The sequence below is a fragment of the Luteibacter jiangsuensis genome, from assembly GCF_030812295.1.
GTDB classification, from domain to species: domain Bacteria; phylum Pseudomonadota; class Gammaproteobacteria; order Xanthomonadales; family Rhodanobacteraceae; genus Luteibacter; species Luteibacter jiangsuensis_A.
On the sequence record NZ_JAUSSK010000001.1, the window covers coordinates 901,726 to 923,478 of the forward strand.

Here is a 21,753-nt window from a genome sequence, read left to right on the forward strand (position 1 = left end):
AACGCTACGGCGCCAACGACGCCCGATAGGCGGAGGTCCACACCACGCAAGCGTCGGGATCGCTCGACGAACCGCGCATCGCACGCGCGGTGGCCGCGTACAACGCGAAACGCCGCCGTCCATCGAAGCGATCCACCCGTTCCAGTGGTGCCGTGACCTCCACCCGCGAACAGACCGAGCCCAGCCAGTCCCTCTTCTCGCGCTCCCGTAGCGCCGTTTCGTCGACCACGAGCAGGAGAGGCTGTCCGGCATGCGTCGCGAGCGCCGACTCGTCGAGCCGCCAGGCCGCGAGTTGTGGCGCGCGCCCATGCTTGACGTTCAAGGGGCTGTCCAGCGAATACACCTCGCGCGCACCACCCAACGCGAAGCGCAGCTCCGCCGCGAGCATGAAGTTATCGGCCACGACGATCGCCCCTGGCCGAAGGGCGATCTGCTTGCGGACTGCCTGCGCGCTTTCGCTCCAGCCGGTGAAGTTCGAGGGGAATGCCTTGACGCCGGCGAGACGTGCCGCGCCATCCTTCGAAGCCGCCAGCCCGAGATAGCCCAGGCCAGCCGCGAGCCCGAAGCCGGCGAGCACGAATCCCGCGAGCGCCGTCCGCCGCCAGGCCGGGGAGGCATCGCGAAGCAGGCCCGGCAGAATGGCGCAGATCAACACATATCCCGGCAGCGGCCAGTGCACGCGGAAGCGTATGTCGTCCGCGAAGAGGCCGAGCACGAAGTACGCCACGACGAAGGTGCCGGCGATGGTCGCCACCGCGTCGAAAGGCGCCTCATCGCGTCGCCGCCACGATCGCCACAGTGCCCACAGCATCACCACCCATGCCACGGGAGTGCAGGTGATCGCCTGCTCGAGCGGCTGCACCAGGGCATCGGCGTGGAAGCGCCATGGGTTCCTTTCGACGACCTGGAACGCGATCCCCGCCCCTTGCGACCCCAGGTTGTAGAAGATGAGCGGCAGCAGGCCGATGGAGGCGATCGCCGATGCCAGCCACAGGCCGGGCCTCGACCATTGCGCGCGGCCACGCGGCATGGCGAGCAGGAAGATCGCCCCGGCAAGCATCGCCATCGCGGCCCGGTAATGCGTGGCCCATGCGATGGCGAGCCCCAGGCCAAGCCATGCCCAGTCGCGGAGCCGGTCGGTTTCCAGCGCCGCGAGCAGACCCCGTGTCGCCAGCACGATGGCGAAGGTGAGGGGCACGTCCGGCAGCGCCAGCACGCCTAGGCTTCCCACCAATGGCAACACGAGCGCGAAGGTGGCCGCCTGCCAGCGCTCCACTTCCCCACCGTAGCGTCTTGCGATGGCGGCCACTTGCCACGGCACGCAGGCGCCGATAAGCAGGAACGGCAGACGCATGGCGAGAAGGCCATGGCCCAGCACACCCTCGGAAAGGGCGATCAACCATGCGGTAAGTGGCGGAAGGTCGCTATAGCCCCACGCTGGCGCGAGGCTCTCCTGCCAATAGAACGCTTCGTCACCGAAGGGCGACAACGTGCACGCTATGACCAGCTTGGCGATGAGGGACACGGTTAGCAGGACGAAGAACATGCCTCGCCAGGATCGCGCCGGCACCGCTACACTCGGACGCTCACTCATCGACATGGCCAGGACGGGGGGCAGACGCATCGATCATGTCCGCGACGAATCCACTCCACGATGAAATGCTCCGGCATCGCCTGGATGCCGCCCTGGCCCAGGTCAACGGGGTGCTGCTGGGCAAGCCTCGCCAGGTAAAGCTGGCCTTCACCTGCCTCATCGCGGGCGGGCACCTGCTGCTGGAGGACGTACCCGGGGTAGGCAAGACCACGCTCGCGCATGCGCTGGCCGCTACGTTCGATCTCGACTTCCAGCGCATCCAGTTCACCAGTGACCTCCTGCCATCGGACATTATCGGGGTCAGCGTGTACGAGCGCGAGACCGGCGAATTCCGTTTCCATCCCGGTTCCATCTTCACCAGCCTGCTGCTCGCCGACGAGATCAACCGGGCGACACCGAAATCGCAGAGCGCCCTGCTCGAAGCGATGGCCGAAGGCCAGGTCACCGTCGACGGTGTCACCCGCGAACTGCCGCGTCCCTTCTTCGTCGTGGCCACGCAGAACCCGCTCGACCTGGCCGGTACCTTCCCCTTGCCCGATTCGCAGCTGGATCGCTTCATGCTGCGGCTCAGCCTCGATTACCCCGACCCCGCCGCGGAACGCGCCCTGCTCACCGGCGAGGACCGCCGCGACATGATGGCTTCGCTCACGCCGCGCCTCGACATCGCGGCGATCAGACAGCTGCACGCGGCGGCACAGTCGGTGAAGGTGAGCCCCACTTTGCTCGATTACCTGCAAGCATTGCTTGCCGCCAGCCGGAAACACAACGAGGTGCGCGTCGGCCTTTCGCCCCGCGCCGGCCTGGCCCTGCTCGCCGCGTCGCGTTCGTGGGCCTTGTTGAGCGGTCGCGACTACGTGATTCCGGAAGACCTGCAGACCGTCTTCGTGCCGGCCGCCGCGCACCGCCTCGTCCCCGGCCGTGGCAGCCACCGCGAAGCCATCGCGCGATCCATCCTGGCCGAAACCGCGGTGCCCTGATGCCGCCACGGGTCCAGCGGCTGTTCGCCTGGGCGGAACGCCGCCTGCCTTCGCTGACCCGGTTGCGCCAACGCGAACCCCTGCCCATCCAGTTGCACCGCCGGCGCATCTACATCGTGCCGACCGGTTTCGGCGTGGGCTTCTCCGTGCTGCTCGGCGTGATGCTGGTGGGTTCGCTCAACTACGCCAACAACGCGGCGCTGATGCTCACGTGCCTGCTTGGCGCCGCCACCGCCGGCAGCATGCTCGTGGCCTTTCGCGTGCTCAACGGCCTGACCATCGGCGGCCTCCGCGCCGGAACCGCACGTGCCGGAGAGCCCATCCGGGTGTCGCTCGACATCGGCGCCAGCCAGCGCGAACGCATGGCGGTGCGCCTCGATATCCAGGGTCGGGAGCACGTTTTCGTCGTACCTGCCGGTGCCGCCACGACCGTGGAATTCGACCTGCCCACGGAGTTCCGCGGATGGCTGGCACTGCCACGCATGCGCGTGCACAGCCGCTGGCCGCTGGGCATGTTCCGCGTATGGAGCTGGCTCCATCCCGATCGCACCGTGCTCGTCTATCCGCGCCCCGAAGCGCTCGGTCCCAAGCCCTTCGAACCGCGCGGCGATGCCGACCGCGGACGACCGCGCGCCGGCGACGAGCTGGCCGCCCTGCGCGACTACCGGCCGGGCGATCCCCGCCGGCAGATCGCCTGGAAGTTGAGCGCGCGCCACCATGGCCTGCTGGTGAAGGATCTCGAGCAACCCGCCCCCCAGGAAGACTGGCGGCTGGATTGGGATGGCATGCATGGCCTCGACGACGAATCGCGCATCGCGCGCCTCGCCCGGTGGATCGACGAGGCGAGGGAAACCGGCAGGCGCTGGAGCCTGAAACTGCCGGACGGGTATTTCGATGTCGCCCAGGGTGACGAGCACTACCACCGTTGCATGACCGCCCTGGCGCTGCGGCCATGACCGGCGTCCGTCCCTCGCTGCGCCGCCGCCCAACCGGCGAGCCCGTGCTCCACGCGCGATCGTTCGACCTGCTCTGCCTCACCATGGGCTTCGTGCTGCTGGTCCACGCCGCGCATCTGCCGTGGTGGCTGACCACCGCCCTGGGTGTCGTGCTTGTCGCCCGTTGGCAGCAACGCCGCCGCGGTGGCCGGAACGCGCCCTTCTGGATCAAGCTGCCACTCATCGGCCTGCTCCTGGCCGCGGTGATCCTGCAGAACGGCACCTTGTTCGGGCGCGAACCGGGCAGTGCGTTCGCCGTCGGCCTGCTGGTGCTCAAGCTGCTGGAGAGCGAGCACCGGCGCGATGCACGTGTCGGCATCGCGTTCGCATGCTTCGCCTTGATGAGCGCCCTGCTCTTCGACCAGGGCCTGATCGCCAGCCTCTTCGTGAGCCTCGGCCTGGTACCGGCGCTGGCCACGTTGCGCTCGCTGGAGGAAGTGGAGCCGCAAGCGACACCGTGGTCGCGTGAGTTCACGCCTGTTCTGCTCGTGTTGCTTGCCGCCATACCGCTGTCGTTGTTCGCCTTCCTTTTCGTGCCGCGCCTCAGCACGCCGCTCTGGGGCACGCCACAGAACAGCCAGGCGATCACCGGCTTGTCGAACCGGCTGGCGCCCGGCGACATGCTCGACCTGATGACCGACGACACGCCGGCGCTGCGCGTCAGCTTCGACGGTCCGCCGCCACCGAACACCGCCCGCTATTTCCGCGCATACACGATGCAACTGTTCGACGGCGAGGGATGGAGCCCGGGCTCGCGCAGTGCGCGGCGCCCGCCGTCGGACGCGGAATACGGCACGCGCATCGCGTACCAGGCGTCGCTCGAACCGACCCATGACCGCGTCGTGCCGATGCTCGACCTGGCGACGATGGCGCCGCCCGACACCGTCCTGCGGCCGGACCATACGGTATTGGCCAACCGGCGCATCGACGAGGTGCTGACGTTCTCCGCGCTGGCCGCCACCAGCTACCGGTTCGAACCGGTCCTGGACGAGGGTGTCCGCCGCGACAACCTGCAACTGCCGATGGGTGCCGGGCCTAAGGCACGCGAGTTGGCCGCTTCCTGGGCGCAACGTCATGGCGCCGATCATGCGGCCATCGCGCGAGCCGCCCTGGCGATGTTCCATGACGGTTTTTCGTACACGCTGGCGCCTGCCCCGCTGGGCAGGGACCGGATCGACGACTTCCTGTTCCAGACGCGCGAAGGCTACTGCGAACACTTCGCCTCGGCCTTCACTTTCCTCATGCGCGCGGCAGGTATTCCCGCCCGCGTGGTCACGGGTTACCAGGGTGGCTACTGGAACACCACGGGCAGTTACCTGCTGGTACGCCGGTCGGATGCGCATGCCTGGTCGGAGGTCTGGCTGGAAGGCCGTGGCTGGGTGCGTTTCGATCCCACCGCCTCGGTCAGGCCCGAGCGCGTGCAACTGGGTGCGGCCGCGGCGGCGGCGGGGCATGGCGGCGAGGAGGGACTGTTCGACGTGCCCTGGTTGCGCAACCTGCGCGACCGCTGGGATGTCGTCAACCAATGGTGGAACCGCGGCGTTATCGGTTTCGACGCGTTACGCCAGCAGGGACTGCTGCAGCCGTTCGGTATCGCCCATGCCGAGGTCACCGATCTCGCACTGGTCTTTGCGATCGGCTGCGCCCTGCTGGTCGCCGCCGCGCTGGGCTGGGCGTTGTTCCAGCGTCGTGAAGGCGATGCACTGGATGCGTGGATGCGACGGCTACAGCGAAAGCTTGCGAAGGCCGGCGTGTCGCGACGGGCAGGTGAAGGACCCAAGCATTTCTTCGCGCGGGCCGCACGCGCGTTGCCCGCGCAAAGAAATGCATTGGAAAGGTTGAGCGAGCTTTACTTGCGGTTGCGCTACGGGTATGACGAACCGCCGCCTGAATCGGTGAGTGAATTCGGTCGAGCGGTGAAGGAATTAAAGGCGCGCCGCGTGGTCAAATAACAGGCATGGTATCGGCCGTGCCCGGTGCCTCCAGGAGATGTGACATGTCCATGTACAAACCGCTGGTCATCGCCGCCGCGACGCTGGCCCTTGGCGCATGCGCCACGGTGCCACAGCCGTTGCAGGGCCAGTTCAACGACGTATCCACGGCCGGCGCCCAGCAAGGCGGCGCGCCGGGCGCCAAGGTGCGCTGGGGCGGCGAGATCATCAAGACCGAGCCGGGCCCGCAGCAGACCTGCTTCTTCGTCCTGTCCGAACCACTGGACAGCGAAGCCCGCCCGACCGCCAGCAAGACCGACAGCCAGGGCCGCTTCGTGGCCTGCCGCGATGGCTTCTACGATCCGGAGGTCTTCACCCGCGGGCGCGAGATCACCGTCACCGGCACCCTGCACGGCGCCGTCACGCAAAAGGTCGGCGACTTCGACTACGCCTACCCGCGCGTCGAGGCCGATGTCGTCTACCTGTGGCCCAAGCGCGTCCCGGTAACGCGTTACCCGCCAGGCTTCTACGACCCGTTCTGGGGTCCGGGCTGGGGTCCGGGCTGGGGCCCCTACGGCTATGGTCCGTGGGGCGACCCGTACTGGTACAGGCCGCGCACGATCATCGTGCCGCGCCCGGTCCCGCACCCGCCGCCGCCCCGCGCGCGTTGACGGTCGAAACGAAGAAGCCGGCGAAAGCCGGCTTCTTCGTCTCTGGTGGGAGCCGACCCTGTCGGCGATGGGTACTTGCCTCACCCTGGCCCGCTGCCGCGGGATCGCCGACAAGGTCGGCTCCCACACAAAGGTTGGCTCCCACACAAAGGCCGGCTCACAGGCCTCCCTTCGCTCAGCCCGGTGGCCAGGTCATCTGCCGGCCCGCGAGCAGGTGCACGTGGATGTGGAACACCGTTTGCCCACCGTGCGTGTTGGTATTGATCACGGTGCGATAACCGTTTTCCGCCAGACCCTGCGCACGCGCATACGCAGCAGCCGCCAGCAGCAGCTTGCCGAGCAGTTCGGCATCGGCTGGCGTGGCATCGTCGAGCGTGGCGATCGCGCGCTTGGGGATGAACAGCACGTGCACGGGCGCCTGCGGATTGAGGTCGCGGAACCCGAGCACGTCGTCGTCCTCGTAGACGATATCGGCGGGAATTTCGCGGCGGACGATCTTGGCGAAGATGGTGTCGGACATGCGTCGTTTTTCCTTGGGAGTCAGCCGAGCGATTGACGGCTGCCGAATGCGTGGGCCAGCGTGCCACGGTCGACGAACTCCAGTTCGCCGCCCAGGGGCACCCCATGGGCCAGCCGCGTGGCGCGGATACCCGCGGCCTTCGCCAACTGGCCGATGTAGTGCGCGGTGGCCTCGCCTTCGACGGTGGGATTCGTGGCGATGATCATCTCGTCGACCTCGCCCTCGCCAAGGCGCTCGGCCAGCAGGGGCAAGCCCAGTTCGTCCGGGCCGAGGCCGTCCAGCGGCGACAGCCTTCCGAGCAGCACGAAGTAATGGCCGCGATAGCCCGTGGCCTGTTCGATCGCGGCGAGATCGGAAGGCGATTCCACCACGCAGAGCACCTGCTTGTCGCGGCTGGCACTCGCGCATAGCGAACACACCGGGGTTTCGCTGAAATTGCGGCAACGCGTGCAGTTGCCCACGTCGCGCATCGCCGATTCCAGTGCCGAGGCCAGGCGCAGTCCGCCCTGCCGCTCGCGTTCGAGCAGGTGGAAAGCCATGCGCTGTGCGCTTTTCGCGCCGACGCCCGGCAGGCAACGCAGGGCGTCGATCAACTCGCCAAGCAGGCGGGAACCGTTACTCATGGTCTCGGCGGCGATCCGTCAGAACGGCATCTTGAAGCCGGGCGGCAGGTTGAGCCCGGCGGTGACGCCGCCGAGGCGGTTGCGGCTGAGTTCGGCGATCTTGTTCACCGCGTCGTTGACCGCCGCGGCGACCAGGTCCTCGGCCATTTCCGGATCGTCGGCGAAGGCCTGGCGATCGATGTGCACGGAACGTACCTCGTGGCCGCCGGTCATCGTCACGGTGACCAGGCCGCCACCGGCGCTGCCGGTGATTTCCGTCTTGGCGAGTTCGTCCTGCGCGCGCTTCATTTCGTCCTGCATGCGCTGGGCTTGCTGCATCAGTTGACCGATTTGACCTTTCACGTTCCTGGCTCCACGGGTTTGATCGATTGCGGGATGACGCGCGCGTCGAATTCGCGCTTGAGTGTCTGTACGAGCGGGTCGGCCTCCATCGAGGCTTCCGCGTTGGCCTGTGCCTCGCTGAGCGCCTGCGCCCGGCGCTCGGCCGGCGTGCCGAGGTTGCCGTGGTCGGCCACGAAGCGGAAGCGAACGCGGCGGCCGAGTGCCTGCGAGACCTTTTCTTCCATCTGGCTGGTGAGCGGTTCCACCGCCAGGTGCATGTGCGGGGGCATCAAGGCCAGCACCATGCTTTCGCCGTCCACGGCGCGCAACGAGCAGTTCTGAGCCAGCTGGCCGATCGGTCCACGCAGGTTGGCGCGTTCGACGACCTCGTGCCAGTCCGGGAGACCGTTGGCGTCGACGGTGACCGGGCGCTGCGGCGCGGGCGGCGCGGCAGCGGGAACCGGGGCGGGTGCCGCAGCCGCGGCGGGCGGACGAGATGCCGGAGCGGACGCCGCCGGACGCGGCGGTGCCGCCGGCGGTTGAGCGGCGGGCGACGGCGCGGCGGGCGCACGCATCGGCGCGGCACCCTGCCCAGGTTCGGCCGGACGGAACGCGTACATGCGCAGCAACACCATCTCGAAGCCGATACGGGCATCCGGAGCCATCGGCAGTTCGCGACGGCCGTTGGTGGCGATCTGGTAGTAGAGCTGGACGTCTTCCGGCGCCATGCGTTCGGCGAGCGAGGCCAGCCCGGTATCGCTTTCCTCGCCACGGTAGCCCGGCACCAGCTGGAGCAGCTGCACCCGGTGCAGCACGGTCGCGAGGTCGTCGAGCACGCCGGCGAAATCGGGCGAGAACGAGGCGATGCGATCCGATTCGGCCATCAGCGCCGCGCCGTCGCCGGCGGCGAGCGCCTCGAGCACGCCCAGCACCTGGCCACGCTCGACACTGCCGAGCATGGCGCGAACGTCGGCCGCGCGCAGCGCGCCGCCACCGTAGGCGATCGCCTGGTCGAGCAGCGAAAGGCCGTCACGAAGCGAACCGTCCGCGCCGTGCGCGAGTTCGCCGATGGCTTCGTCTTCGTATTCGATGCCTTCCGCGCCCAGGATGTGCCGCATCTGTCCGGAGATCTGCTCCGGCAGCAGGCGCTTGAGGTTGAACTTGAGGCAGCGCGACAACACCGTCACCGGCAGCTTCTGCGGATCGGTGGTGGCGAGCAGGAACTTCACGTGCGGCGGGGGCTCTTCCAGCGTCTTCAGCAGGGCGTTGAAGGCCGGCTTGGAAAGCATGTGCACCTCGTCGACCAGGTACACCTTGAAGCGTCCACGCGACGGCGCGTACTGCGCGTTCTCGATCACCTCGCGCACGTCGTCCACGCCGGTGTTGCTGGCCGCGTCGATCTCGAGCAGGTCGACGAAGCGGCCGGCGTCCACCGCCGTGCAGACGGCGCATTCGCCACAGGGATCGGCCGATTCACCGCGCTCGCAGTTGAGCGACTTGGCGAAGATGCGCGCGATCGTGGTCTTGCCCACGCCGCGGGTGCCGGTGAAGAGGTAGGCATGGTGCATGCGCCCGGAGTCGAGCGCGTTGGTCAGCGCGCGGACCACGTGCTCCTGCCCCACGAGTTCGGCGAACTTGCGCGGGCGCCACTTGCGTGCGAGGACCTGATAGGACATGCGTAGTACCTTGGGACGACAATGGATTGTGCCAAGGACCGGAGGGTCGCGAAAGCTTGCCCCCGAAAAGGCGATGACCCTGCCAGCCACACCCCGGCACCCGAATCGTCCGCTACCGTTGCTTCCTTCCGGACCTGGCGGAGTTTACGGACTATCGTCGCGGGGGGACCGACAGGGCCACCATAAAGATAGTGCTTTTTCTAAAACCATTTCTCGCGATCCTTCGCGCAAGGGCGGGATTGTTCGGCCCATCCTGGGCCTCACCCCTTCGCTTCACTACGGGGCCGGCGCTACGCGCCGTCCGAATTTGTTCCAGACAAATTCGTCGAACCCGCGCGGGTTCAAATCCCGCCCCCACGCTGCGGCTTCGCTTACCGGAGCTACAACGTGTGGGATAACTCGATCTTGAAACTGGCGGAGAGGGCGGGATTCGAACCCGCGATACGCTATTAACGTATACACACTTTCCAGGCGTGCTCCTTAAACCACTCGGACACCTCTCCGCACTGGTACAACCTCTTTCCCGGCTTCCTGTCCGGCAAAGAAGCGGAAGGATAACGTCAGCGCCCCGGCGGGGCAAGCGGCGAAGGGGGTGGGAAGCGCGCTGGCGCGCGATCCGGTCGGAGCGAGACCCGACTAACCTGCCGTAGGACGGGGTGGATGCGGCTCGGGCAAGGCAAGCGGCTCACCAGGTCGGGCGATCCGGTATCCGCGTGAGACGAGCGTTTCGCCGTCCGCGAAGCTGCCGTAGTGATACAACGCCATGCGTTCGCGGACCTCGGCCGGATATTCCCGTTCCAGGTCGTCCACGCCGGTGTGCGAGGGATTGCCGATCACGCCGCAATCGTGGGCGACCAGCTCACCGTTGGCCGCGTGGGTAACCAGCGCCTCGGGCACCGGGCGTGTATCGCCGGTGAAGACAAAGCTGCCACGCAACGCCAGGCCATATGAGGTGCCTTGCACGTGGTGGCGCGTGGGAAACACATCGAACCACAGGCCTTCATGCCAGAACCCGCGCGTGCACGGTACGAGATGGAAGGCCTCCCAGTAGTTCACGCCGCCCTCGGCCAGCGCGCCGGGATAATCGGCCACCCTGCCCTGCAACCAGGGCAACAGGGTGGCATGCAGGAAGACCTTGGTGCGCCCACGCAACGCCTCGTCGAACCATAGCCGGAAGAACAGCCGCTCCATGCCCGCCACGTGGTCCATGTGCACGTGGGTGACATAGAGGGCCGGTGGTGGCGCTCCGTAGGCGTCCACGTAGCGGTCGAGTGTGTCGGGGCCGCAATCCACCAGGAGCAACGGCTGGCGGTCGCGTTCGAGCACCACCGCCGACGATCCCAGCTCGACGGCATGCGCCGCGCCCGTGCCGAGGAAACGCAGATCCCAGGTCATGCGCGCAGGCTCCGCTCGTACTGTTCGATCAAGGCCGGCCACCATTCGGCGTCGAAGGTATCGCCGGCGGCGTCGCGCGCACCCAGCTTCACCAGCGAACGTTTCAGCCGGGCGAGGTTCGCCCTCTGCCATCCGGTGGAGGGCACGCGCAGGCGGCCGCGGTCGAAGTCGATCAGGAAGAGCCCGTCGCCATTGACGAGGATGTTGTGCGCGTTGAGGTCCGCATGCCAGGCGCCTTCGCGATGGAACCGGGCGATCAAGTCGCCCACCCGGCCCGCCAGCCCGGCATTGAAGGCGCCATCGGCGAGACGTTCCGCCAGCGTGGCGGCATCGGGAATGCGCAGGGTGATGAGGTCGGCCGAATAACGCAGGCCGTGGCGGACGTAGCGCGAGGCCAGGGGCGGCGGCACGGGAAGGCCGCGCCGTGCGAGTTCGGCCAGGAGACGGAATTCTCGTGCGCTGCGTGTACGCTGGGCGCCGGTGAAAAGGTAACGGTCGCCCAGGAGACGCGCCACCATGCCACCCCGGCGATAATGCCGGAGCACGGCCTCGCCGGCGGGCGTATCGATGATCGCCACGCCGCCCCGGCCACCGGCTTGCGCGCGCAACGCACCGCGTTCTCGCCAGCGGTGGGGCAAGAACCAGTCGTCGTCGACTTGAGGTACACGGGCTGCGTCGAACAGAATCGTGCCGCCCGCCCCCTCCTCCACTCGTTGCTCTGTCATTTGCCCGGCCGCCTTCCGCGGCCACTCATCCGGTAACCCGATCCGTGTCCAGTCTACCAAGCCGTCCACTCCCGCCGGGAGATTCCAGCCTCTGCATCCTGCGCACCTCGGCCATCGGCGACGTGACCCACGTCGTCCCGCTGGTGCGCACGCTGCAGGCCCAGGCGCCGGCCACCCGCCTCACCTGGATCGTCGGCAAGCTCGAACGGCGCCTGGTCGGCGACCTGCCCGGCGTGGAGTTCGTCACCTTCGACAAGGGCAAGGGGCGTGAAGGCGTGCGCGAAGTGCGGCAGGCACTGGCGGGCCGCCGGTTCGACGCCCTGCTTCACATGCAGGTGGCCCTGCGCTCCAACCTGCTCAGCCTGGCGGTGAAGGCCGACCGGCGGATCGGCTATGACCGGGCCCGTTCCAAGGACCTGCACGGGCTGTTCGTGAACGAACGGATCGAGGCGCGCACCGGTGAACACGTGCTGGATGCGATGGCGAGCTTCATCGAGCCGCTGGGCCTGAAACAGACCGAGGTGCGCTGGGACATCCCGGTGCCGGACGATGCCCATGCGTGGGCCGCGGAACAGCTGCCGGGCGAGGCGCCGACCCTGCTGGTGAGCCCGATGTCGAGCCATACGGTGCGCAACTGGCGCGTGGAGCGCTACGCGGCGCTTATCGACCACGCCATGGCGCGCGGCATGCGCGTGGCCCTGGTGGGCGGCCCCTCCGATGCCGAACGCGGGCTGGCGGACGCGATCCTGGGCGCGGTCCGGCAGGCGCCGCTGGACCTGACCGGCAAGGACACGCTCAAGCGGTTCATGGCCCTGCTCGCCCGCAGCGCGATGATCCTCACGCCCGATTCCGGGCCGATGCACATGGCCAACGCGGCCGGCGTGAAAGTGCTGGGGCTGCATGCCGCCAGCAACCCCCATCGCTCAGGACCGTACTCGGACCGCCGCTGGTGCGTGGACAAATACGACGCCGCCTCGCGGAAATTCCTCGGCAAGCCGGCGTCGGAAATCCCCTGGGGTACGAAGATCGAGAAAGCCGGCGTCATGGACCTTGTCCAAGTCGACGAGATGGTGGACCGCTTCGAAGCTTGCGCCGCGCACCTCCACCTGCCGCTTGTCGGCTAGTCAGGCCTTGGGCGCGCGGTAATCCTGATAGGACTTCTCTTCGACCAGGGTGGAGCCGAGCTTCAGGTTGATCTCGCGCTTGATCGCCGCGCGCTCGTCGTTCTCGATGTACACGGAACGGGCGAGCTGGATGAACTCGTCGTCGAAGGCCTGGGCGCGCTCTTTCATGCGGATATCGTCCTCGATCTTCCACAGCCGCTGGTTGACCGCCAGCAGGCGCGCCGTCTCTTCGGCGATATCCGTTTCGGAGGCCTTGTCGTTCTTCCACGTGGCGTCGAGCAGTTCGAGCTCGTTGCGCACGTTGGCCAGCTTCGCCTCGTCCTTGATCTCCTGCAGCTTGATCTGGAGGATCGTCATCTTGTCGAGCAGTTCGCCGTAGGAAACGGGGGTCTGGATGAGGCTCATGGGATTCTCCGGTCGGTCAGGCGCGGGAGGTTACCAGCTTTGCGGTCAAAGGGAGACGAGACCGAACGTGTCGAGCAGCAGCACGATATTGAGGCTGAGCACGATGAGCGAGGCCACGATCGCGGCGAGGGTGACGGCCGGGCGGTTCGTGAACACGCCCATGACGTGCCGGCGGCTGGTGAACCAGACCAGGGCGATCATCGGGAACGGCAAGGCGATGCTCAGGGCCACCTGGCTCAATACCAGCGCGCGCGTGGCGTCCACGCCGGCGATGACCACGGCGAAGCTGGGCAGCATCGTGACCGCCCTGCGCAACCAGAGCGGAATGCGGAAGTTGACGAAGCCCTGCATGATCATCTGCCCCGCCATCGTGCCGACCACCGAGCTGGAGAAGCCGGAGGCGATCAGCGAGATGAGAAAGATCGTCGCCGCCGCGCCGCCGAGCAGCGGTACCAGGGTCTGGTACGCCGTCTCGATCTTCGCGACGTCCGGATGGCTTCCGTGGAAGGCGCCGGCCGCCATCACCACCATCGCCAGGTTGATCAGGCCGGCCACCGACAAGGCCAGGATCACCTCCAGGTTCGACAGGCCGATGATGCGCCGCCGCTCGTCCGTGGTCTTCGGGCGCGCACGCCGCTCGGTCAGGCCGGAGTGCAGGAACAGCGCATGCGGCATCACCGTCGCGCCGATGATGCCCACGGCGATCGCCACCGCCGCGCCATCGGGAAGGCTGGGCACGAAGATCTGCTGGCCGAGGGAGCGCCATCCGATCGGCGCGATGAACAACTCGGCGAGGTACGCCAGGCCGACCACGCCCACGAGTGCGCCGATGGTCAATTCCAGACGGCGGTAGCCCTTACCCTCCAGGAGCAACAGGGCATACGTGACGATCGCGGTGATGCCCATGCCCACCAGCAGCGGCAAGTCGAACAGCAGCGCGAGGCCGATCGCGCCACCGAGGAATTCCGCGAGGTCGGTCGCCATGGCGGCCAGCTCGCTGACCACCCACATGACGTAGACCAGGGGCTTCGGCAGGTGCTCGCGGCAAAGCTCCGCCAGGCTGTGTCCGGTGACGATGCCCAGCCGCGCCGAAAGGCTCTGGAACAGCATGGCCACGAGGTTCGCCATCAGCACCACCCAAAGCAGCGCATAGCCATAGCGGGCGCCGGCCTGGATGTTCGTGGCGAAGTTGCCGGGGTCGATATAGGCGACCGACACCACGACGGCGGGACCGGCGAAAGGCAACAGGGCGGAGAGGCCGCGCCGGTGCCCGTCGAGCACCTCGCGCATGGCCGGTTCTTCAGGCCGCTCGGGCGTGGCCTTCTGAAGCATGCTCAGGGCTCCGCGGTGGCGGCGTTTTCGCCGCTTGCAGTCACCATACTACAGCCGCGCCGCCGGCTTGTTCGCCGGCGACCATGGCGCGCGGGAGATGTGAGCGCGGAGGCGAGGAAGCGCGCGGCGGCCTCGGGCTAGAATGCGTCGATGGCCCTGACCTTGCTGATCGCCGACGACCATCCGATGTTCCGCGGTGCCCTGTTGCATGCCCTCGCCGAGCCGCTGCGTGGTGGGCGGGCATTGGAAGCCGCCAGCCACAGCGCGATGGAAGCCGTGCTCGCCGGCGGCGAAACGGTGGACCTGGTGCTGCTCGACCTGACCATGCCCGGCGCGATGGGGTTCTCGTCGCTGCTCTGGCTGCGCGGCGAGCATCCGGACATCCCCGTGCTGGTGGTTTCGTCGAACGACCATCCACGCAACGTGCGTCGCGCGCAGCAATTCGGTGCCGCCGGCTTCGTCTCGAAATCGGCGCCGGCCGAGGTGCTGCGCGACGCGGTGAACGCGGTGATGAACGGTGGCACCGCCTTCGCCGCCGCGCGTGCCGAACGCAGCGACGACGACGCACGCCTCGCCGCGCGGCTCGCACGGCTCACTCCCGCGCAGTTCCGCGTGCTGATGCTGATGGCGGAAGGCCTGCTCAACAAACAGATCGCCGCTGAACTGGGCCTCGCGGAGAACACGGTGAAGATCCACGTGACGGCGGTGCTCTCCAAGCTGGAGTGCCGTTCGCGCACGCAGGCCGCCGTGCTGGTGAAATCCCTCGACCTCGACGAAGGCGTCGACGGGTCACATCCCGGTTAGCCAGAGACCATCAACAGCCGGCTCATGACCGCGCGCAAGCGCGCCGGAGCCAACGGTTTCACGAGGTAGCGAAGGCCGGCCGCGTTGGCCCGCTCGATATCCGACGCGCTGGGCGCATCGCCGATCAGGACCGTTGGCGGTGCATGCTCCCAACGCGCCATCAGCGCCACGCGCAACTCGTCGCCAGCGACGCCGTCCAGAGGGTCTTCCTGCAACAAGATGTCGGGTGCCTCGTCCGTCTCGGCGAAACGCAGCGCGGCACTCGCACTGCCAGCCGACACCACGTCGCAACCCCACGAAGCCAGCAGCGCGGTCGTGGCCTGGCGCGTGCCTATGTCGGCGTCGATAAGAAAAATCCGCTTGCCCGCGAACGGCGATTCGTCTTCACCACGGACGGCATCCGCCGCCACGGGCGCGCCCTCGCCCGCCAAGGGCACCGTGATGGAAAAGACGCTGCCGTGCCCGGGCCATGAACGTACACCTATGGCGGCGCCAAGCAGGCGGCCGATCCGCTCGACGATGGACAGGCCCAGGCCCGCGCTGCGGCGATCGCGGTCCACGCCGTTGTCCAGTCGCAGGAATTCGTCGAAGATCGCCCGCGTCTTCGACTCGGGAATGCCGATGCCGGTGTCCCATACCTCGATGCGTACCTGACCATCCCGCCGCCGCACGCCGAGCAGGACGCGCCCACGTGGCGTGTAGTGGATGGCATTGGACAGGAAGTTCTGCAATACCCTGCGCAATAGCAGCGGATCGCTGCGAACGACGGCCCGCGTTTCCACCATGCGCAGGTCCAGGCCACGCGCACCCGCCAGCACCCCGAACTGCCGGGCAAGCTCGGCGAGCATCGGCCCCAACGGAAGCGTCACGAAACGGGCCTCCACCGCACCGCCCTCCAGGCGCGAAACGTCGAGCAGGCTCGCCAGCATCTCGTCCTGCGTGTCGAGCGCGCTGCGCACGCGCTCGAGCAACTGCCGTTCCTCCGCGGCCAACGATCCGTCAGCCAGGGCGCCAACGAACATCCGCGCGGCGTTCAAGGGTTGCAACAGGTCGTGCACGGCGGCGGCGACGAAACGGGTCTTCGAGCGATTGACGCGCTCGGCGTCGGCCTTGGCGTCGTTGAGGGCCCGGGTGCGCTCGTCCACGCGCCGCTCGAGTGTGCTGGCGAGGGTGCGCAGTTCGCGCGCCGCCGCCTTGTACGCGGTGATATCCGCATAGCTGGTGACGAAGCCGCCGTCCGGCAGCGGATTGCCGCGTATCTCGATCGTGGTGCCGTCCGGCCGCTCGCGCTCGTACATGTGCGGACTACCGGCACGCAGGTAGTCGAGACGGCGCTGGATCGCTTCTTCCACGTCGCCGGGCCCCAACAGGCCGCGGCGTGCGTTGAAGCGGAACACATCCTCGATCGGCCGGCCGACCTGCAGGAGCTCACCGGGAAAGCCGAAGATCTGTTGGTATCGCGAGTTCCAGGCGACCAGGCGCAGGTTGGCGTCCACGACGCTGACGCCTTGCGGCAGGTGTTCGAGATTGCCATGGCCACCCTGGGTCGCTTCATGGGCGGCGGCCACCACGCTGTCCTGCGCGGAACGCAAGGCGGCCGCATGGTGCGCGACCATCCGTTCGAGTTCCTCGCGGCTGCGCTGGCGCAGGCGTGCCAGACGGATGCGTTGTTGCAGGAACAGGCCGAACAGGATCAGTGGAAGCCACCCGGCCAGCACGATGAGCGCCGTGTTCCGGCCGGCGACGGCGGCCGGCCTCGCATCGGCCAGCAGATGCAACGTCCAGTCCTGCCGTGGCAGCGGCAGGCTGCGCCAGATCACCTCGTGGCGCAACGTGGGCGAGTCGACGCGAACGCGCTCCGCCCCCTCGCCCGCGTCGCCGAGTGTTAGCCTCACGATGGGAGGCAGCGGGCGCCCGCCGTACTGGCGCGTCTCCTCGATCGAGGCGGCATCCCTGGGTGCGAGCGGAAGCAACGTGCGGTACATCCAGTCGTCCGGCCGGTTGGCGAGGAAGACGACACCATGCCGGTCGGCGAGAAGCACGATGTCGTCGCCACGCGACCAGTCGTCTCGCACGTCGTCGAGGGTGATCTTCACCACCACGACACCGACGTGCCTGCCACTCTCGTCGTCCACGGCGCGGGCGATGAAATAGCCGGCCACGTTCGTGGAAACACCCACGGCGTAGAACGTGGCCCGGCCATCGCGCATCGCGTCCTGGAAATACGGGCGGAAGCGGTAGTCGAGGCCGACATTGCTTTCCGGGGTGTTCCAGTTGTTCGCCGCCAGCGCGCGGCCCTGGCGGTCGAGCAAGGTCAGCGTCGAGGCATGCACGGCGCCATTGGCCTTGACGAGCTTGCTATTCAGCGCCGCCGTGTCGATCGCCGACGAAGGTCCCGAAAGCGCCGCGCGGAGCTCGGGGTCGAGCGCGAGCACGTCCGGCAGCACGGTGAAGCGATCGATCAGGCGCCGTACCGCCAGCGCATGCAGGTTGAGCCGATCGGCCGATTGCCTGGCGATGCCGTCCACCGCGCGGCGCCACGCCCACCACCCGCCCGACGCCGCGGTGGCCGCCATGGCGGTCACGAGGGCAAGCAGCCAGAGGATGCGGGTGGCGCGCGGTCGGGGCATGGGTTCCATCCTCGCATGACGGCAGGTCCCCTAGCCGGAATGTGCTATGGGCTGGACGGCACGCAGGGGCTACAAATCGGCACCGCCCTTTCCGGGCGAAACCGTCGTACCGCCATGTCCGTTCGCTCCGTCGCCGCTCCCGTCCCGCTGCCCTTCTACCGCCAGACCTACGCACAGGTGCTGCTGGCGATCGCGCTGGGCGCGGTGCTGGGCCACTACTGGCCCGCCTTCGCCGAATCGCTGAAACCCCTTGGCGATGCCTTCATCAAGCTGGTGAAGATGATCATCGCGCCGGTGATCTTCCTCACGGTGGTCACCGGCATCGCCGGCATGCCCCATCTGAACGCCGTCGGCCGGGTGGTGTTGAAGGCGATGATCTACTTCCTCGTCTTCTCCACGCTCGCGCTGGTCGTCGGGCTCGTCGTGGCCAACGTGGTGCAGCCGGGCGCGGGCCTCGATATCGACCCCGCCACGCTGTCGACGAAGGAAATCGCGACCTACGCGTCAAAGGCGCACGACATCTCGCTCACCGGCTTCCTGCTCGACATCATCCCCGACACCGTCGTCGGCGCCTTCACCTCGGGAAATATCCTGCAGGTGCTGCTTTTCGCCGTGCTATTCGGCATCTCGCTGACCCTGGCCAGCGAGCGCGCACGGCCGGTGGTGGCCTTTTTCGAGGCGCTGACCGAACCGGTGTTCAAGCTCGTCCACCTGTTGATGAAGGCGGCACCCATCGGCGCCTTCGGTGCGATCGCCTTCACCATCGGCCGCTACGGCATCGGCTCCCTGTCGAACCTGTTGTTCCTCGTCGCGACCTTCTACCTCACCTCGCTGCTGTTCGTGCTGGTGGTGCTCGGCGCCGTGGGCCGCCTCGCCGGGTTCTCGATCTTCCGGCTGCTGCGCTACCTCAAGGCCGAGCTGCTGCTCGTGCTCGGCACCTCGTCGTCCGAAGCGGCCCTGCCCTCGCTGATGGAGAAGATGGAACGCGCCGGTTGCGACAAATCCGTCGTCGGCCTCGTCGTCCCCACCGGTTACTCGTTCAACCTCGACGGCACGAACATCTACATGACCCTGGCCGCGCTGTTCATCGCCCAGGCCACCAACACACCGCTCACCCTGGGTGAGCAAGTGGCCTTGCTGCTGGTGGCGATGGTCAGTTCCAAGGGCGCGGCCGGCGTCACCGGGGCCGGTTTCGTGACTCTCGCCGCCACGCTCTCCGTCGTGCCGTCGCTACCCGTGGCAGGCATGGCGTTGATCCTCGGCGTCGACCGCTTCATGAGCGAATGCCGTTCGCTGACCAACTTCGTCGGCAATGCCGTGGCGACGATCGTCGTCGCCCGTTGGGAGGGTGCGCTCGACCGCGAGGCCCTCGACGACGCCCTTCTCAATCGCGCCGGCGGCGACGCCGCGCTCATCGCCACACAGGGGGAACAACCATGAAACTACTTCGCGCCGCGTTCATCGCGGCCGTCGTCCTCGCCGGTTGCGGCCAGGCCATCGCGCAAGCCGCGCCGGAAGCCGGCAAGCCGGTCGTCATCGACCTGTGGCCGGGCACGCCGCCCGGTGGCGGTGGCCCCCGTGGCCCCGAACGTATCGGTCAATCGGGCACCGGCGTAGGCGCCGTATCCAACATCAGCCGTCCGCGCATCGAGGTGTACAAGCCCGCGCGACCGAACGGTGCCGCCGTGATCCTGATCGGTGGCGGCGGCTATTTCCGCATCGGCATCGGTCATGAGGTCATGCCGACGGCGAAGTGGCTCGCCGCGCTCGGGGTGACGCCGGTGGTGCTCTACTACCGCCTTCCCGCCGATCACTGGCCCGCCGTCGCACCCTTCCAGGACGCGCAGCGGGCGTTGCGCGTGCTTCGCGCCCACGCGGCGGAATTGGGGATCGACGCGAAGCGCGTCGGCGTGCTCGGCTTCTCCGCGGGAGGCAATCTCGCCGGCATCGCGGAGACCCGTTTCGCCGACCGTTTCTATCCGGCCGTGGATGCCGCCGATGGGCAGTCGGCACGTCCCGATTTCGCGGGGCTCATCTACCCCGTGGTGTCGTTGCAGAAGCCTTTCGACACCACGCGTTCCAGGCGCGAGCTGTCCACGCAGGCCGATGCCGTGCAGGCGTATTCGGTGGAGTTGCATGTGTCCCACGACACGCCGCCCACCTTCCTCGCCCAGGCCGCCGACGATCCCATAGCGAACATCGGCAACAGCCTGGTGATGTTCGATGCATTGAGGAAAAACGGCGTCGACGCCGAACTGCATGTGTTCGACAAAGGCGGTCACGGCTGGGGCCTGGGCGATCCGGGTTCGGCGGTGGCGGCATGGCCGCGCCTGTTCGCGGCCTGGGCACGCCGTGCCGGCTTCTTCTCGTCGGTGGACACCGGACCCTTCGCGATGCCGGCGGCGGCGCCACGCGCGCCCGCGGCCGACGATGCCGGCCCGGACGACAACTGATCGCCATTGACGAGGCCCATGCCATGAAGACACGCAAGTCCCGCCTCTATCCGGCGATCGCCGCCGTGCTGTTCGCCGGCACTTCCTCGCCGCTGCTGGCCGCCGAGCATGTCACCAACGCCGAACTGCTGAAACTCATCAAGCAGCAGGCCGCGCAGATCGACGACCTGAAGAAGCGGCTGGCCGCCGTCGAAAGCGAACGCCAGCCCGGCACAACGCAGCCCACGGCCGCCAACGCGGCGGTGAACTCACCCGACGACCGTCGCCAGGCACAAGTCGATGCCGCCATCGCCGACACCCGCGAAAGCGAATTGGCCGTGGCGATGGCGCGCGGCGGCTCGACGCAGTCCTCCGGTGGCGGAGCACGCTGGGGACGCGGCGGCGAAGCCGGCCCCACCTTCCGTAGTGACGACGGTTTCTTCACCTTCAAGCCCGATGGCCGCCTGTTGCTCGACTTCACCCGCACCAAGGGTTCCGACTACGACACCCGCAACATCAGCGGTGCACAGATCACCAGCGCCCGGCTGGGCGGTGAAGGCACGATCGGCAACATCGGCTATCACATCGAAGCGGACTTCGCCGACAACGAGGTGGCATTACGCCAGACCTACCTCACGTACACCACGAAGGTGTTCGGCAACACGACGAAGTTCTACCTCGGCAATTTCCTGAAGGACCTCGGCACGGAAGGCTCATCCGAATCCGCCCGCGTCCCCTTCATGCTGCGCAACGCGGCCACGGCGGTAGGCCAACCGGTCATCAGCTACTTCGGCATGGGCGGCCAGATGCGCATGTACGGCAGCAACTGGCACTACAGCCTGTCCGTGAGCGGCAATGCGCCGAACAGTTCCACCTCCGGCTCGTACACCGACACCACCACCTACCTCACCCGCGCGCATTGGAACCCCTGGAAGAGCCAGGATGGTTTCCTGCACGTCGGTGCCTGGTACTACTACGAGAAGATCAGCGACGGCGTGACCAGCATCAACAACACGCCGGCCATCGCACTCGACTACAACGACAACCTCGCCGTCTCCGCCAGCTCGATCGCGAATCCGACACAAGACCACGGCAAGGGCTTCGAACTCGGCGGAGTGATGCGCAACGTCTGGATGATGACCGAGTACGGCAAGCGCACGATCGACTCCAGCACCGCCGATTCGGTCAGCCGCCACGGATCGAGCTTCGCCGCCGGCTGGATGATCACGGGCGAGGCACCGGGGTTCTCCAGCCGCTCGGGCAGCTGGAAAGCGGTGAAGGTAAACGACCCGGTCACCTCCGGCGGCTGGGGCGCGTTCGAACTCGCCGGTCGCGTCGATCACTACGACTACACGGGTGCGCCGAGGGGCGGCACCGGGAAGAGCTACACGCTGGGCCTCAACTGGTACCTCAACGACTGGTCGCGGCTGATGCTGAACTACATCCACTGGAATACCGACAACAAGGTCGGCAGCTTCCAGGGCCCGGATTCAGGCAACTCGCTGGGGGTTCGCGCACAAGTGGTGTTCTGATCCGGGGGCGGGAGGGAGTCTGGTGAAGCGCGGTCTTCACGTCATGGCCGCGCTCACATTCGAGGG

19 protein-coding genes, 1 tRNA gene and 1 other RNA gene are annotated in these 21,753 nt (G+C 67.6%); 9 read left to right on the forward strand and 12 right to left on the reverse strand.

From position 1 onward, the window contains the following. Positions 1-4: 4 nt before the first annotated feature. Positions 5-1,624 (reverse strand): glycosyltransferase family 39 protein, encoded by a 1,620-nt coding sequence (locus tag J2T07_RS03895; RefSeq protein WP_306847410.1) that lies wholly within the window; start codon positions 1,622-1,624, stop codon positions 5-7. Between the two features lie 5 nt (positions 1,625-1,629). Between J2T07_RS03895 and J2T07_RS03900 the strand changes: the two genes are divergently transcribed. Genes J2T07_RS03900 through J2T07_RS03915 form a run of 4 tightly spaced genes read left to right on the forward strand, consistent with a single transcriptional unit; the run spans position 1,630 to position 6,168 of the window. Continuing rightward, a complete protein-coding gene (locus J2T07_RS03900; protein ID WP_306847411.1) occupies positions 1,630-2,571 on the forward strand; it encodes an AAA family ATPase in 942 nt (313 codons plus the stop codon). Next, positions 2,571-3,527 (forward strand): DUF58 domain-containing protein, encoded by a 957-nt coding sequence (locus J2T07_RS03905; protein ID WP_306847412.1) that lies wholly within the window; start codon positions 2,571-2,573, stop codon positions 3,525-3,527. Before J2T07_RS03900 ends, J2T07_RS03905 begins: the two co-directional genes overlap by 1 nt. After that, positions 3,524-5,518 (forward strand): transglutaminase TgpA family protein, encoded by a 1,995-nt coding sequence (locus tag J2T07_RS03910; RefSeq protein WP_306847413.1) that lies wholly within the window; start codon positions 3,524-3,526, stop codon positions 5,516-5,518. Before J2T07_RS03905 ends, J2T07_RS03910 begins: the two co-directional genes overlap by 4 nt. A 44-nt stretch (positions 5,519-5,562) precedes the next feature. Further along, the gene (locus J2T07_RS03915; RefSeq protein WP_306847414.1) at positions 5,563-6,168 is read left to right on the forward strand and encodes a Slp family lipoprotein; all 606 of its coding nucleotides are present in this window, start codon (positions 5,563-5,565) and stop codon (positions 6,166-6,168) included. 175 nt (positions 6,169-6,343) lie between these two features. On the opposite strand, the gene J2T07_RS03920 is transcribed toward J2T07_RS03915, so the two are convergent. From J2T07_RS03920 to J2T07_RS03955, 8 genes are all read right to left on the reverse strand, one after another. After that, the gene (locus J2T07_RS03920) at positions 6,344-6,688 is read right to left on the reverse strand and encodes a histidine triad nucleotide-binding protein (protein WP_306847415.1); all 345 of its coding nucleotides are present in this window, start codon (positions 6,686-6,688) and stop codon (positions 6,344-6,346) included. 20 nt (positions 6,689-6,708) lie between these two features. Next, the gene (gene recR / locus J2T07_RS03925; protein WP_306847416.1) at positions 6,709-7,311 is read right to left on the reverse strand and encodes a recombination mediator RecR; all 603 of its coding nucleotides are present in this window, start codon (positions 7,309-7,311) and stop codon (positions 6,709-6,711) included. A gap of 18 nt (positions 7,312-7,329) precedes the next feature. Next, positions 7,330-7,653 carry a YbaB/EbfC family nucleoid-associated protein gene (locus J2T07_RS03930; protein ID WP_306847417.1) on the reverse strand — a complete coding sequence of 108 codons (324 nt, stop codon included), beginning with the start codon at positions 7,651-7,653 and terminating at the stop codon, positions 7,330-7,332. Next, positions 7,650-9,308 (reverse strand): DNA polymerase III subunit gamma/tau, encoded by a 1,659-nt coding sequence (dnaX, locus tag J2T07_RS03935; protein ID WP_306847418.1) that lies wholly within the window; start codon positions 9,306-9,308, stop codon positions 7,650-7,652. Before dnaX ends, J2T07_RS03930 begins: the two co-directional genes overlap by 4 nt. A 77-nt stretch (positions 9,309-9,385) precedes the next feature. After that, positions 9,386-9,482: signal recognition particle sRNA small type (ffs, locus tag J2T07_RS03940), an RNA gene on the reverse strand. Between the two features lie 238 nt (positions 9,483-9,720). Continuing rightward, positions 9,721-9,811: transfer RNA gene (locus tag J2T07_RS03945), tRNA-Ser, on the reverse strand. Between the two features lie 133 nt (positions 9,812-9,944). After that, on the reverse strand, positions 9,945-10,703 hold the full coding sequence (locus J2T07_RS03950; protein ID WP_306847419.1) for an MBL fold metallo-hydrolase: 759 nt from the start codon (positions 10,701-10,703) through the stop codon (positions 9,945-9,947). Continuing rightward, the gene (locus tag J2T07_RS03955; protein ID WP_306847420.1) at positions 10,700-11,428 is read right to left on the reverse strand and encodes a 3-deoxy-D-manno-octulosonic acid kinase; all 729 of its coding nucleotides are present in this window, start codon (positions 11,426-11,428) and stop codon (positions 10,700-10,702) included. Before J2T07_RS03955 ends, J2T07_RS03950 begins: the two co-directional genes overlap by 4 nt. 44 nt (positions 11,429-11,472) lie before the next feature. On the opposite strand from J2T07_RS03955, the gene J2T07_RS03960 reads away from it, so the two are divergent. Further along, positions 11,473-12,552 (forward strand): glycosyltransferase family 9 protein, encoded by a 1,080-nt coding sequence (locus J2T07_RS03960; RefSeq protein ID WP_306847422.1) that lies wholly within the window; start codon positions 11,473-11,475, stop codon positions 12,550-12,552. On the opposite strand, the gene J2T07_RS03965 is transcribed toward J2T07_RS03960, so the two are convergent. Continuing rightward, on the reverse strand, positions 12,553-12,957 hold the full coding sequence (locus tag J2T07_RS03965) for a DUF6165 family protein (RefSeq protein ID WP_306847424.1): 405 nt from the start codon (positions 12,955-12,957) through the stop codon (positions 12,553-12,555). A gap of 45 nt (positions 12,958-13,002) precedes the next feature. After that, positions 13,003-14,289, reverse strand: coding sequence for an Nramp family divalent metal transporter (locus J2T07_RS03970; protein WP_306847426.1), 1,287 nt, complete (start codon positions 14,287-14,289; stop codon positions 13,003-13,005). A 150-nt stretch (positions 14,290-14,439) separates the two neighbouring features. On the opposite strand from J2T07_RS03970, the gene J2T07_RS03975 reads away from it, so the two are divergent. After that, the gene (locus J2T07_RS03975; RefSeq protein WP_306847428.1) at positions 14,440-15,093 is read left to right on the forward strand and encodes a response regulator; all 654 of its coding nucleotides are present in this window, start codon (positions 14,440-14,442) and stop codon (positions 15,091-15,093) included. Here the strand turns inward: J2T07_RS03975 and J2T07_RS03980 are convergent. Continuing rightward, positions 15,090-17,723, reverse strand: coding sequence for a hybrid sensor histidine kinase/response regulator (locus J2T07_RS03980; protein WP_306847431.1), 2,634 nt, complete (start codon positions 17,721-17,723; stop codon positions 15,090-15,092). The genes J2T07_RS03975 and J2T07_RS03980 overlap by 4 nt on opposite strands. A gap of 114 nt (positions 17,724-17,837) precedes the next feature. Between J2T07_RS03980 and J2T07_RS03985 the strand changes: the two genes are divergently transcribed. Genes J2T07_RS03985 through J2T07_RS03995 form a run of 3 tightly spaced genes read left to right on the forward strand, consistent with a single transcriptional unit; the run spans position 17,838 to position 21,687 of the window. Continuing rightward, a complete protein-coding gene (locus tag J2T07_RS03985) occupies positions 17,838-19,163 on the forward strand; it encodes a dicarboxylate/amino acid:cation symporter (protein WP_306847433.1) in 1,326 nt (441 codons plus the stop codon). Next, a complete protein-coding gene (locus tag J2T07_RS03990) occupies positions 19,160-20,176 on the forward strand; it encodes an alpha/beta hydrolase (protein WP_306847435.1) in 1,017 nt (338 codons plus the stop codon). The genes J2T07_RS03985 and J2T07_RS03990 overlap by 4 nt, the downstream gene beginning before the upstream one ends. A gap of 23 nt (positions 20,177-20,199) precedes the next feature. Continuing rightward, positions 20,200-21,687, forward strand: a complete 1,488-nt coding sequence (locus tag J2T07_RS03995; protein WP_306847438.1) for an OprO/OprP family phosphate-selective porin — start codon at positions 20,200-20,202, stop codon at positions 21,685-21,687. Positions 21,688-21,753: the final 66 nt, after the last annotated feature.